Source organism: Devosia sp. P2_G7 (assembly GCF_056403495.1).
On the sequence record NZ_JBFUFI010000005.1, the window covers coordinates 209,183 to 222,059 of the forward strand.

General features: G+C 65.6%; 14 protein-coding genes. 5 read left to right on the forward strand and 9 right to left on the reverse strand.

Going from position 1 to position 12,877, the window contains the following annotated elements:
* Positions 1–12: 12 nt before the first annotated feature.
* Positions 13–912: a LysR family transcriptional regulator gene (locus AC1DWU_RS10590; RefSeq protein ID WP_477149935.1), complete on the reverse strand. Its 900-nt coding sequence runs from the start codon at positions 910–912 to the stop codon at positions 13–15.
* Positions 913–1,081: 169 nt separating this feature from the next.
* Here AC1DWU_RS10590 and AC1DWU_RS10595 point away from each other — a divergent pair, with 169 nt between their 5' ends.
* Positions 1,082–1,510 carry a hypothetical protein gene (locus AC1DWU_RS10595; RefSeq protein WP_477149936.1) on the forward strand — a complete coding sequence of 143 codons (429 nt, stop codon included), beginning with the start codon at positions 1,082–1,084 and terminating at the stop codon, positions 1,508–1,510.
* A gap of 141 nt (positions 1,511–1,651) precedes the next feature.
* On the opposite strand, the gene modB is transcribed toward AC1DWU_RS10595, so the two are convergent.
* The 4 genes from modB to eda form a co-directional block, all read right to left on the reverse strand.
* A complete protein-coding gene (gene modB, locus AC1DWU_RS10600; RefSeq protein ID WP_477149937.1) occupies positions 1,652–2,335 on the reverse strand; it encodes a molybdate ABC transporter permease subunit in 684 nt (227 codons plus the stop codon).
* A gap of 10 nt (positions 2,336–2,345) precedes the next feature.
* Positions 2,346–3,098, reverse strand: coding sequence for a molybdate ABC transporter substrate-binding protein (gene modA, locus AC1DWU_RS10605; protein WP_477149938.1), 753 nt, complete (start codon positions 3,096–3,098; stop codon positions 2,346–2,348).
* Positions 3,099–3,165: 67 nt separating this feature from the next.
* A complete protein-coding gene (locus tag AC1DWU_RS10610; RefSeq protein ID WP_477149939.1) occupies positions 3,166–3,534 on the reverse strand; it encodes a winged helix-turn-helix domain-containing protein in 369 nt (122 codons plus the stop codon).
* A 180-nt stretch (positions 3,535–3,714) separates the two neighbouring features.
* Positions 3,715–4,353, reverse strand: a complete 639-nt coding sequence (gene eda / locus AC1DWU_RS10615) for a bifunctional 4-hydroxy-2-oxoglutarate aldolase/2-dehydro-3-deoxy-phosphogluconate aldolase (protein WP_477149940.1) — start codon at positions 4,351–4,353, stop codon at positions 3,715–3,717.
* Positions 4,354–4,491: 138 nt separating this feature from the next.
* Here eda and nadA point away from each other — a divergent pair, with 138 nt between their 5' ends.
* Positions 4,492–5,547: a quinolinate synthase NadA gene (nadA, locus tag AC1DWU_RS10620; RefSeq protein WP_477150067.1), complete on the forward strand. Its 1,056-nt coding sequence runs from the start codon at positions 4,492–4,494 to the stop codon at positions 5,545–5,547.
* On the opposite strand, the gene AC1DWU_RS10625 is transcribed toward nadA, so the two are convergent.
* A complete protein-coding gene (locus AC1DWU_RS10625) occupies positions 5,544–6,332 on the reverse strand; it encodes a hypothetical protein (RefSeq protein WP_477149941.1) in 789 nt (262 codons plus the stop codon). The genes nadA and AC1DWU_RS10625 overlap by 4 nt on opposite strands.
* A 208-nt stretch (positions 6,333–6,540) precedes the next feature.
* On the opposite strand from AC1DWU_RS10625, the gene AC1DWU_RS10630 reads away from it, so the two are divergent.
* Positions 6,541–6,909, forward strand: coding sequence for a YegP family protein (locus AC1DWU_RS10630; RefSeq protein WP_477149942.1), 369 nt, complete (start codon positions 6,541–6,543; stop codon positions 6,907–6,909).
* A gap of 27 nt (positions 6,910–6,936) precedes the next feature.
* Positions 6,937–8,526, forward strand: a complete 1,590-nt coding sequence (locus tag AC1DWU_RS10635; RefSeq protein WP_477149943.1) for an L-aspartate oxidase — start codon at positions 6,937–6,939, stop codon at positions 8,524–8,526.
* A gap of 1 nt (position 8,527) precedes the next feature.
* Here the strand turns inward: AC1DWU_RS10635 and AC1DWU_RS10640 are convergent, their stop codons facing one another.
* The 3 genes from AC1DWU_RS10640 to AC1DWU_RS10650 form a co-directional block, all read right to left on the reverse strand.
* Positions 8,528–9,409: a c-type cytochrome gene (locus AC1DWU_RS10640; RefSeq protein WP_477149944.1), complete on the reverse strand. Its 882-nt coding sequence runs from the start codon at positions 9,407–9,409 to the stop codon at positions 8,528–8,530.
* A 75-nt stretch (positions 9,410–9,484) separates the two neighbouring features.
* Positions 9,485–10,480: a PfkB family carbohydrate kinase gene (locus tag AC1DWU_RS10645; protein ID WP_477149945.1), complete on the reverse strand. Its 996-nt coding sequence runs from the start codon at positions 10,478–10,480 to the stop codon at positions 9,485–9,487.
* Positions 10,481–10,576: 96 nt separating this feature from the next.
* Entirely contained in the window at positions 10,577–11,482 is a 906-nt protein-coding gene (locus AC1DWU_RS10650) for a helix-turn-helix domain-containing protein (RefSeq protein ID WP_477150068.1), read from the reverse strand.
* 86 nt (positions 11,483–11,568) lie between these two features.
* Between AC1DWU_RS10650 and AC1DWU_RS10655 the strand changes: the two genes are divergently transcribed.
* Entirely contained in the window at positions 11,569–12,849 is a 1,281-nt protein-coding gene (locus tag AC1DWU_RS10655) for an ABC transporter substrate-binding protein (RefSeq protein ID WP_477149946.1), read from the forward strand.
* Positions 12,850–12,877 lie beyond the last annotated feature (28 nt).

Consider the following 12,877-nt stretch of genomic DNA (forward strand, 5'->3'; position numbering starts at 1 on the left):
CGTTGCCTAGATCTACTTAACCGGGTTGTCGGCGAACCAGGCGACCAGATGGTCGATCAGCGCGCGGACCTTGCCGGCAAGATGCCGCCGGTGCGGGTAAACGGCCTGCAGACTGGGGCCTTCCGGCATCCGGTCCTCGAGCACGCGCACCAGCCGCCCTTCGGCGATATGCGGGTCAGCGAGGTAGGTCGGCAATACGGCGAAGCCAAGGCCGGCAAGCGCCGCCTGCATGGCCGCCACAGGTGAATTTACGCGTGCCGGACCGGACACGTGCACCGACAGGGGCTTGCCATCCTCGATGAAGCGCCAGGAGCTGTGCGACGGCATGTTGGTATCGAGCACGCAGGGCATGTTGCGCAGCGCCTCGCCCGAGGTCGGCAACCCCACGCGCTTCACCAATTCCGGCGAACCGCAGATGACATGCCGCATGTCCGAGATCTTGCGGGCGATGAGCGAGGAATCCGCCAGCGTCGAGATGCGGAGCGCCACGTCGACGCTCTCCTCGACGAGATCGACGTAGCGATCCTCGAGCCGCAGATCGACGGACATCAGCGGGTTCTTGGCGATGAACGCGAAGATCGCCGGCGCCAGCGTGGTTTCGCCGAGATTGCGCGGCGCCGATACCCGCACCAGCCCCCGCGGCTCCGCGGTCTGATCGGAGATCGTCGCGTCGAGATCGTCGAGTTGCTGCAGCAGCTGGCTCGCCTCGCGGTAATAGGCTTCGCCGGCTTCGGTGAGGCTTAGCTTGCGGGTGGTCCGGTTCATCAGCCGGACGCCGAGATAATCCTCGAGGTCGGTGACATATTTGGACAGCAGCGCCTTGGAGCGCCCGTGCTGCCGCGCCGCGGAGGAAAAGCCACCGGCATCGAACACCTGCACGAAAGCCCGGATGCGGGCGAGGTCCTGGCTCATGCGTTGCTGACCTGAAATGTGTAGACTGAAGCGCGTTCCACCCGAACACGCTCTCCACGCTTAAGTCATCTGCATAGGGTGAACAATGCCGCCCCTTGGTCGTTTACCGATTAACGATAGACTGGGTCCCATGTCGCTAGAACCCATCCTGAAGTCTATCTATCCACCCATGACCAAACCCGAAGCCCGCTCAACGCTTTACCGGCTGATCGAAGCTGGCCAGCTCGCCCACAAGGCGCTGCTGGTGCCGCTGCTCGACCGCGGGCTGGAAGCCGGCGACGATGCCGTGATCTTCGTGCTGCACGCCGAGCTCGGGGCGAGCGAGGCGGCGCTGGCCGAGGAACTGGGGTTGGAGCCGGAAGCCCTGCAGCCGCGGCTCGACCGGCTGATCGAGCGGGACATCGTGGCCCGCCAGGCCATCGGTCCGGACCTGGTGCCGGGCCTGGCCCTGACGGAGCGCGGAGCACGCATCCGCGAGGTGCTGGCAGCGAACTGGGAGCAACTCGAGGAAGCGCTGTTCGCCGACCTGGATCAGAAGAAGCGCAAGGGCCTGGGCAAGGCGCTGAAGCGCTTCGTGGAACTGCTGCGGCTGCCTTAGAGCGACCTCGGACTGCCCCCCACGGCGTCATCCCCGCGAAGGCGGGGACCCAGTGCGATCTCTCCACGCCCGCTTGTGCTGAAGCATCCCACTAGGTTCCCGCCTACGCGGGAATGACATCGTGTTGGCGGATGGCGGGGACTAGCCGACCACCCGCCCAACCCGCCGGTCGATCAGCATCACCGCCGTGATCACCACGAACGCGAACACCACCATGCCGGCAGCGAGGATGTGGGCGTTGCCCCATTCGAGCCGCTCGACATAGTCGTAGATGGCGATCGACAGCACCTTGGTCTTGCCCGGGATATTGCCGCCGATCATCAGCACCACGCCGAACTCCCCAACCGTGTGGGCAAAGGTGAGGATCGCGCCGGTGAGATAGCCCGCCCGCGACAGGGGGAGGACGACGCGGAAGAACGTCTTCCACGGCCCAGCGCCGAGGGTCGCCGCTGCCTCGAGCGGATCGTCGCCTACCGCCTCGAACGCAGTACGCAGCGGCTGGACCATGAAGGGCAGCGAATAGATCACCGAAGCGATGACCAGCCCCTCGAACGAGAAGGCAAGCGTCCGCGCCCCCCAGAGCGGCGCGAGCAAGCCGCCCGGCCCGTTCGGCCCGAACGCCAGCAGCAGGTAGAACCCGAGCACCGTGGGCGGCAACACCAGCGGAAGCGACACTACCGCCGCGATCGGAGCTTGCAGCGGGGAGCGGGTGCGGCAGAGCCACCAGGCGATCGGCGTACCGATGACCAGCAGGATGGCGGTGACGATGAACGCCAGCGTCAGCGTCAGCCCAACGGGCTGGACGATCTCACTGGCGCTCAGCATCCCACATCCCTCAATCTATCGAGCCAACCTCGTAGCCGTATTTCTCGATGATGGCGCGGGCTTCGTCGCCCTTCAAGAACTCGAGGAAGGCGGCCGCCGCCGGATCGGCCTCGCCGGCCTTCAGCAGCACCGCGTCCTGCAGGATCGGCGCGTAATCCTCGGCTGGCACGCGCCAGACCTGCGGCGCCGGCCTCTCGATCACCTGGCTGAGCGCCACGAAGCCAAGCTCGGCATTGGCGGTGTCGATGAACTGCAGCGCCTGGCTGATGTTCTCGCCGGTGACGAACTTCGGCGTCAGTGCTTCGGTCAACCCGAGCTTGTCGAGCGTCTCCATCGCCGCGGCGCCATAGGGCGCGGTCTTGGGATCGGCGACCGACAGGTGCTGGAACGCACTGGCCTTGAGCACGGCCGCCCCATCTGTGAGGTCGAGTGTCGGCGAATAAAGCACCACCTTGCCCACGGCGTAGGTGAACACCGTGCCATCGACAGCAAAGCCCTCGGCCACCGCCTGCTTCGGCCGCTTATTGTCCGCCGAGAAGAACACCTCGAACGGCGCGCCCTGGCTGATCTGGGTGTAGAGCGCCCCGGTGGCGCCGAAGCTGAAGGTCACCGTGTCGCCGGTCTTTGCGGTGAAGGCCGCGCCGAGCTCTTCGGCCGGCTTGGTGAAGTTCGCAGCCACCGCTGCGCTGACGTCGGCGGCAAAGGCCGGAGCGCCGGTGAGCGCAAGCAGGCTGACGCCAAGCAGAACTGTGATCCGACGCATGAAGCCCTCGATATGTCCAAATGGGGATATCGATGGTTGTGCCAACGCGAGAGCCAGCCAGCAAGCGTTATTTTCGCTCGGACATATCGCCTTGCAGCGCAACCAGCGCCTCGACATCACGGGCGATCGCCTTGCGCGTCGCCTCCTGCATGCCGCGATAGCGCTCCAGCACCTCGCGCCCCGCCTCGGTAAGCGACGCCCCCTGAGCATTCCCGCCGCGCGATGCCTCGACCAGCGGCGCCCCGAACCCCTCGTTCAGCGCCTGCACCAGCCCCCAGGCCCGCTTGTACGACATGCCCATGCGCTTCGCCGCCTCGGAGATCGAGCCCGTTTCGGCGATGAACTGCATAAGGTCTGCGCGGCCGGGACCGATGTAGAAGCTCTCGGACAGGGTGATGCGGAGATGGGAGAGGCCGATGGTCGCGTTCTTTGGCACCGCCATCTCCGTGATCGCCTTCTCCCCTTGTGGGAGAAGGTGGCCGACAGGCCGGATGAGGGGTCCGCGACGCTCGCGTCGCGCGATCCGAGTGTAACGAGGAGCGGTCGGGGTGCGTGGAGACAACCCCTCATCCGCCCTTCGGGCACCTTCTCCCACAGGGGGAGAAGGCAAGAGATCTCAGCCCTGCTTCAGCGCCGCGGCTTCGCGCGCCAGCGTCTCGATCCGCTTCCAGTCCTTGTTCGCGATCGCATCCGCCGGCATGATCCAGGAACCGCCAACACAGATGACATTCGGCAGCGCCAGGTATTCCCTCGCCTTCGCCACATCGATACCGCCGGTCGGGCAGAACGTGATGTCGGCGAGCGGGCTCGCATAGGCCTTCAGCACCTTCACCCCGCCCAGCGCCTCGGCCGGGAAGAACTTAAGGAACGAGTAACCATGTTCCGACGCCGTCATAGCCTCGGTTGGCGTGCCGATACCCGGCAGCAGCGGGATGGCGTGCTCCTCGGCCGCCTCGAGCAGGCGCGGCGAAGCGCCCGGCGACACCATGAACTGGCAGCCGGCGTCGACCGAATGTCCCATCTGCAGCGGCGAGCGCACGGTCCCCGAACCGACGACGGCGCCGGGCACCTTGGCCATCTCTTCGATGATCTGCAGCGCGTGCGGAGTGCGAAGCGTCACCTCCAACACCGGCAAACCGCCGGCGACCAGCGCTTCGGCCAGCGGACGTGCCGCCGAGACGTCGTCGAGCACGATGACCGGGATCACCGGCGCAAGTGAAAGCGTCTGGCGAAGGGCGGCGGCATCTTGCGGCATGGTAATCCTCGAGTGCGGAACGTTCGGCGAGAGCGTTAGGCACTTGGCGCATGTCGATCAAGCCAAATCACCACATTGAAAAGAGGCGCGATCGACCTTAAGTCTCCCCCGGTCTGGAGGGACGATCCGGTGCAGCTTATCAATGCTCTCACCCCGCTGGAGGAGGCTCGCGCCATCCTCGCGGAGAGTTTCGACCTCAAGTTCACCAAGGCGGTCGAACGCGTGACCTCCCGCGTCTACAACAAGGTGAAAGACCGTATCCCCGAGATCGAATGGCCCTTCTATGCGCCGCTGATCCTGCAGATCAACCGGCTGAAGAAGGAAAAGGACGCGGTGATCCTGGCGCATAACTACCAGGCGCCGCAGATCTATCACGGCGTCGCCGATATCGTCGGCGACAGCCTGCAGCTCGCCATCGAAGCCACCAAGGTCAAGCAGTCGGTGATCGTGCAGTGCGGTGTGCACTTCATGGCCGAGACCAGCAAGATCCTCAATCCCAAGAAGACAGTGTTGATCCCCGACAGCCGCGCCGGCTGCTCGCTCGCCTCCTCGATCACCCCCGAGGATGTCATCGCCATGCGCGCGCAATATCCAGGCGTGCCGGTCGTCACCTACGTGAACACTTCCGCTGCGGTGAAAGCCGTCACCGACGTCTGCTGCACCTCGTCCAACGCTGTCGACATCGTCAACGGTGTGCCCGGCGACACGGTGATCATGATCCCCGACCAGTATCTGGCGCGGAACACCGCCAAAAAGACTGGCAAGAAGATCATCACCTGGGCCGGCTCGTGCGAGGTGCACGAGACCTTCACCGCCGACGACATCGCCGAACTGCGCCATGCCTATCCGACGGCAAAAATCATCGCCCACCCCGAGTGCCCGCCGGAGGTGATCGACGCGGTGGACTTCTCCGGCTCGACCGCCGCGATGATCGACTACGTGAAGTCGAACAAGCCGCCGCGCGTGGTGATGGTCACCGAGTGCTCGATGTCGGACAACGTCGCATCAGAAGCGACGGGCGTCGATTTCCTCCGCGGCTGCAACATCTGCCCGCACATGAAGCGCATCAACCTCGAGAACATCCTGTGGTCGCTCCACACCATGACCGAAGAGGTCACGGTGGCCCCCGAACTGCTCGAACCGGCCCGCGCCGCCGTGCAGCGGATGATCGATTTCTCGAAGAAGCGCGACTAGTCGCGGTCGAAGATGTTCAGCCGGTGGTAGGCGACGGACTCAGGGTCGGGCCAGAGTGAGGGCTCGCCCGGTAGATCGAGCCGACCAAGCGGCAACAGCCGCTCGTGCAGTTCCGGATCTATCAGTCGCTCCGAAACCTGGAAGCCGAAACTCGGGCCGAGCGTCAGGTGTCCGCTCGTCCACGCGTGCTCGACCTCAGCCACCATCGGCAAGTAGTTCCGGACGTGCAACTGCCCGCCAAGCTCGCGGGGGCGGATCGCCACCACCCGCAGGTGCGGGTGTGGCCGCGTGTCAGCGGGCCTGAACTGTTTTCCGGTAAATACGCAGCGGTGCTTCCAGCGCTGCAGCACCCGGTCGTGCAGCTTGAGATAGGCATCGAGCCCAGCCTGCCGGTCATGCGCGAAAACGGCCTGCGCCTCGGCAAGCGCCGTGACGTCGGCCGTCGCCGCCAGTCGAAGGATTTCGTCGAACCTCGCCTCGTCGAGTGACAGGCTGCGCCGGACTCCCGGGTCTCGCGCCTCGCCCGCGGCGTCGCTGGGCACCGGGGCGGGGAAGGCTCGGTAGTCGCCGAGCCGCAAGCTGTCGAAGCCGGGCGCCTCGAAATCGAGGCCCAGTACGCGCCCGCTCCCCACGAACAGCACGAGATCGGGAGCCCGCTGATAGACGATGATCGTCTCGCCGAAGGCCTTGTGAGCCAGCTGGCCGGCGCGCGAAGTGATGCGAAAGCTCACCCGGTCGGGCCCGAGCCTCTTCGCCTCCTCCACCGCTAGTGCCAGCTTGACCAACCGTCGCCCCCGCGATGGCCGTCACTGTATCGGTGGATATGGACTTTCGTCTACGTAGTTCAACCATCAGTATGGCGACAGCTTTGCCGCAAGCTCAATCAAATCAACTGGGTGCATGACTTTGAGGGTTGCGCGACTCCGACGCCCCGTTAGATTTGCCCAATCGGGCCACGACTTCCCCGGCCCGCGAACCGAGGGGTAAAGCGTCGTGCCACATTCCTTCAAGATCACGTCCGCCAAGGGCGGCCAGTTCGTTGCCAAGTACGTCTACAATGCCGAAACCATCTTCTGTTCCGAGAACTACGCGGGCAAGGACAGCGCCAAGAACGCCATCGCTTCGCTGAAGAAGAACGCCCCCGGCGCATCGGTGGTGGACACAGCCAAAGGCGAAGCCGGCAAGGGCTACCGCTTCGAGCTGGCTGCCTCCAAGGACGGCCAGACCTTCGTGCGCTTCGTCGCGGCGAACGGCGAGACCATGGTCCGGACCGAAACCTACAAGTCGAAGTCGAGCGCCAAAAACGCCATAGAATCGCTTAAGAAGCGCGCTGCAGAAACCCCTGTGGTCGACGAGGCCTGATCCGGGCGTTTCGCCCGGGGGAGACCGATGACCTTTACTGACAACGTCCTAAACGCCGACGGTGCGCTCATCGTCGGCGCTGGTCTTGCAGGCTTGTTCTGCGCGCTGAAGCTGGCGCCCCGCCCAGTTACCGTCATTTCCCCGGTACCGCTCGGCAACGGCGCGTCGTCTGCCTGGGCGCAGGGCGGCGTCGCCGCCGCCGTCGGCCCCGGTGACACCTCGCACGCGCACGCGGTCGACACCGAGATCGCCGGCGCCGGTATCGTTGATGAGGACGAAGCCGAGTCGGTCACCGCCGAAGCGGCCGCTCGCATTGAGGACCTCGCCCGCTGGGGCACTCCCTTCGACCGCGACGAACTCGGTCACTACGTCCTGAGCAAGGAAGCCGCCCACTCCCGCAACCGCGTGGTGCGCGTCGAAGGCGACCGCGCCGGCTATGCCATCATGCAGGCGATCATCGCCGAGGTGCGGAAGACCGCGTCGATCCGCATTGTCGAGGGCCTCACCGTCGTCGACCTCGCCCGCGCCGATGGCCGCATCATCGGCGTCTATGCCCGCAAGCTCGGTGATCGCTATGCCGAGCCGGTCCTCATCCGCGCCCGCGCCACCGTGCTCGCGGCGGGTGGTCTCGGCGGGCTCTACGCCGTCACCACCAATCCGTCCGGCGTGCGTGGCCACGCCATGGGCATGGCGGCTCGCGCCGGCGCGCTGATCGCCGATCCCGAATTCGTGCAGTTCCACCCCACCGCCATTGCCACGGGCGCCGACCCCGCCCCGCTCGCCACCGAGGCGCTGCGCGGCGAAGGCGCCATCCTCGTCAACGATCTCGGCGAGCGCTTCATGCCGGCGATCCACCCGGACGCTGAACTCGCCCCACGCGACATCGTCGCCCGCGCCAACTACCGGCAGATCAAGGCTGGTCGGAAGGTGTTCCTCGATACCCGCGAGGCCATCGGCGCGCGCATCCTCACCGCCTTCCCGACCGTCGCGAAATACTGCACCGATTTCGGCATCGACCCGGTGACTCAGCTGATCCCGGTTACCCCGGCGGCGCACTACCACATGGGCGGCGTCAAGGTGGAGGCCAACGGCCGCTCCTCGCTGCCCGGCCTATGGGCCGCCGGCGAATGCTCGTCAACCGGCCTGCACGGCGCCAACCGCCTCGCCTCGAACTCGCTGCTCGAGGCCGTGGTCTACGGCGCCCGTATCGCCGCCGACATCTCCGGGTTGGAGCCGCTGCGCAACCCGCTCGCCCCCTTCCCTGGCATCGGCTGGGATCCGGTCGAGGGCGAGAAGGTGGAGGAGCGCCTGCGCAACCACATCTCGGTGAAGGAGTTGCGCCGCACCATGACCGACCTCGTCGGCGTCGAGCGCAACGCCGCGGATCTCCGCACTGCGCTGCGTCGTATCGCCGAGATCGAAGCCACGGCCCAGGGCGTCACCCGTTCGTTCCTCAACATGACCACCTCGGCGACGCTGGTCGCTGCCGGCGCGCTGCAGCGCGAGGAGAGCCGCGGCGGCCATTTCCGCACCGATTTCCCCGAGCCGCGAGCGGAATGGGAACACCACACCGAGATGACGCTGGAAGACGCGCTGGCGATCCGCGCCGAGGCGTAAGTTACTCCTCGCCCAGCAGATACGCCGCCACCGCCGCGCGGTCCGCTTCCGTCCAGAACGAGGTGCCGTCGGCGATCACCTCGCCCATCGCACTGCCCAGCACGTTGAACTCCGGGGTGAAGCCGTCACTCAGCGCGCTCGCGATCGAGGCGACATCGTAGCCTTCGCCTTTCAGCCGCTCGGCGGTCAGCGCCGGGGCCTTGCCGCCCGTACCGCCCGCCGGGTTGCCGGTGAGTTCCTTGCCCTTCTCCACGGCGCCAAGCAGGTTCCGCGGCGAGTGGCACATCACGCAGTGGCCGGGCCCCTCAACGAGATAGCGGCCCCGGTTCCAGCGCTCCGAATGCGTGGCATCGGCCTCGTAGCGGCGCGGCGTGAAGAACAGGTTCTTCCAGCCCGCGACCAGCGGGCGGATGTCGAACGGGAACGGGATTTCGTGCGGCTTCGCCGACGTCGCGACCGGCGGCACCTGCTGCAGCGCGGCATAGAGGTCAGCCACGTCCTGGTCGCTCATCAGCGTATAGTTCTCGTACGGAAACGCCGGATAGAGGTGCCCCGCCGGCCCTTCACCATCGCTGATCGCCTTCGAGAACTGCGCCAGCGTCCAGCCGCCGATACCGGCCTTCGGATCCGGGGTAATGTTGGGTGCGTAGAAGGTGCCGAACGGCGTCACCAGTCCCGGCCCACCGCCAAGTTCGGCCACGCCGTTCTTCTTGTCGGTGTGACAGGTGATGCAATCGCCTAGGCGCAGCAGGTACTGTCCGCGCGTGACGTCACCGACCAGCGTCAGGTCGCGGGCAGCGCCCTGCACCGGCCGCAGCATGTAGAGGCTGGCCCCGCCCGCAACGACGACTGCTGCCGCCAGCAGCCACATCCAAGCCCGCATATTGACCTCTCCGCCTAAGTGCGGCGGAGTTGAGCAGCGGTGCCGATGCCACGCAACTGACGAGCGCGTGAACCGCTAGGCCGCCGCCAGCACCGCGTCGACTTCGCCGCGGGTCGGCGGATGGCAGCCGACAAACTGGCAGTTGAGCCCGGCTGCCACCGCGCCGAAGCGCAGCATCGTGCCCAGCGCCGCATCGTCCATCGCACCCAGCTTGCCCGGCTTCAGGTTGCCCTGCTCGTTGAGCAGCGTCAGCACTGCGGCCATCAGCGTGTCGCCCGCGCCGACCGTATCGCCGAACGGCACAGCCTTGTAGATACCCTGCCTGGCGGATCCCGCCTTGGTGAACGCACGGCTCCCCTCGTCGCCAAAAGTGACGATCACCAGCTCGCAATTGGGTCGGCCGAGGAAATCGGCCACGTATTTCGCCACCAACGCTTCGATATCGGCCGGCGTCAGCTCGGTCGCGCGGACCGCACGATTCTGTTCGAGCGAGGCCAAATCCTCGATCGACACCTTCACCAGGTTGACGATGTCAAGGAAGCCCGAGAGCCGCTGCTTGAATGCGGCGAAATCCGAAACCAGCGAGGGCCGCACATTGGGGTCAATGGTCAGCGTTGCGCCGCGCCGCGCCGCTTCCTTGGCGACATCCATCCAGACAACGGCGTCTTCCGGCTCGATCGGGCAGAAGCCGCCGACCTGGAACGCCTCGAGCTTTGACGGCAGCGCCGCGATCAGCCCCTCGCGCGTGAACGCCCGATCGGCCTGGCGGTAGAAGCCGTATTGCGCGCTCTTTTTGGCATCGAAGGTGACGACGGCGAGCGTCGTATAGGCCGCGACGCGCTCGGTGAGCAGTGGCTTAACGCCGGCTTCTGCAAGCGGGGCAAGCAGATACGTGCCGAGGCCATCCGAGCTGATCGGGCAGAGGAAGCCGGTATCGTTGCCCAGCTTCGAGAGTGCGATGGCGCAGTTGTAGGGCGAGCCGCCCTGGTGCGCCACGAGGCGAATGACGCCATCGGCCCCGACCGGCTCCGAGATGAGGTCGATCAGGCTCTCGCCACCCACTACGAACATTGAGCATTCCTCGCGCGCGAAAATCAGGGGCCAAGGGCGAGCAAGCTCGCTCCACGGATGGGCATCGTTACAATGCCGGTGCGCGGAAGTTCAAGCTCACGAGGCGAGGGCCCCCGGGACGAACGCATCGCGTCGGAAATCCGAGGGCGACATGCCCGCGATCTTGCGGAACGACTTGTTGAACGCGCTCAGCGAGCCAAACCCCGACTCCATCGCCACCCGCAGCACATTGGCATCGTCGCGCAGCAGCAGCGCCTGGGCGTAGCTGAGCCGCAACAGGCTCACATACTCGTTGAGCGTCATGCCGGTGGAGCGCTTGAAGATGCTCATGGCGTATTTGGGGTGGAGGTTCGCGGCCCGGGCGATGTCGATCGAGTCGATCTCGTGCAGGAAATTCTCGGCGATGTAGTCGCACATCTTTCCGACGTTGCGTGACGACTGGACTTCCGCGGTTTCGACGGTCTCGCCCGCGATCTTGCTGGTACCGACCAGTTCGTAGGGTTCGAACCGCATCCGCTCGAGCCTCAGCAGCAGCTCGTCCACCGCATGCTGCGCCTTTACCGGGTCGCCGGACCGGGCATAGCGGTTCCACCGTTCGAAATTATGCGCATCGGAATCGTCGGGAGTGCAGCTGAGCAGCGTCGTTCCCTGCATCAGCCGGTGCGGCACGTCCTCGGGCAGCCTCAGGCGGAAGAAATGCATCAGCGGCAGGTGCGCGCCGGCGTAGATCGCGTCGTCGGAGAGGTCGTACATCTGGTGTGGCAGGCCGCCCCAGAACAGCACCATCTGCCCGGCCGAGAGCGTCAGCTCGTGCGTGTGCATGCGGTAATGCACTGTGCCAGCGACGATAAAGTTCACTTCGACCTGAGCGTGCCAGTGCGGTTTCAGCATCACCCGCGGGTGGTCGTGGAACATCGACAGGATCGTCGGATGGGCCTCGATGGTCGTGGCGTTCGGCTGATAAATCTCCCGCTGATGCACCTTACTTTCCGCCAACTCCACATTCCCTTTGACGCGGACATACACCCTTGGTCGCATATTCTAACCACGCTTGCCCAAGGTGAGCCAAATGAAAACGGGAGGATTACATGACTACCATCGCATCGCGGTGGCGCCACGCGCTCGCCATTGCAGCTGCCGCCGGCGTTTCCATGCTCACGATGACGGCCGCCATGGCCGTCGATGTCACCGTCTGGTGCTGGGATACCAACTTCAACGGCGCCGCCATGAAGGAAGCCGTGGCCCGCTACGCCACGTCGCACCCGGACGTGAACATCAAGATCGACGACAGCATGGCGCAGGACGACATCCGCCAGAAGCTGCAGACCCAGCTGCTCGCCGGCGACACCAGCGGCCTGCCCGACATCGTGCTCGTCCAGGATGACGTGGCGCAGAAATACCTACAGTCGTTCCCGGGCGCCTTCGTGCCGCTCTCGGACTCGATCGATATGACCCAGTTCGCGCCCTACAAGGTGAAGGCCGCGACCTTTGACGGCAAGTCGTACTCGCTGCCCTTCGACTCGGGCGTTACCGGCCTCTTCTACCGCGCCGACTACCTCGAGGAGGCCGGCTACAAGGCCGCCGACATGCAGGACCTGACCTGGGACAAGTTCATCCAGATCGGCAAGGACGTGAAGGCCAAGACCGGTCACAACCTGATCGCGCTCGACCTTAACGGCGGCGGCCTCATCCGCGTCATGATGCAGTCGGCTGGCGCCTGGTTCTTCAACGCCGACGGCAGCCTCAACGTTCTCGACAACAAGCCGCTGAAGGCCGCTCTCGAAAACTACGCCAAGATCTGGCAGGCGGACATCGTCAAGCCGGTTTCCGGCTGGACCGAGTTCACTGGCGCCTTCACCTCGGGTGAAACTGCTGTCGCGCTCAACGGCGTGTGGATGACCGGCACCATCAAGTCGCAGCCCGACCAGGCCGGCAAGTGGGGCGTCGCTCCCATTCCGAAGCTCGAAGGCGTCGACGGCGCCACCGGCTACTCCAACGAAGGCGGCTCGAGCTGGTACGTCCTGTCGTCGGGCCCCGGTAAGGACGCCGCTGTCGACTTCCTGAAGTCGGTCTGGGCCACCGATGTCGACTTCTACCAGAAGATCCTCATCGGCCAGGGCGCGTTCAGCACCTGGCTGCCGGCCTCGGCTGGCGAAGCTTACAAGTCGTCGGATGACTTCTTCGGCGGTCAGCCGGTCTGGGCGAACTTCTCGGACTGGCAGGCCAAGATCCCGGGCGTCGACTACGGCATCTTCACCGCCGAAGTGGACTCCGCCGTGGTCGCGCAGCTGCCGGCCGTTGCAAAGGGCGGCAGCGTCGACGATGCGCTGAAGGCCATCAACGACCAGGCCAGCCAGCTGATGCAGTAACGGGTCCGGAGGCGGGGCCCAAGGCGCC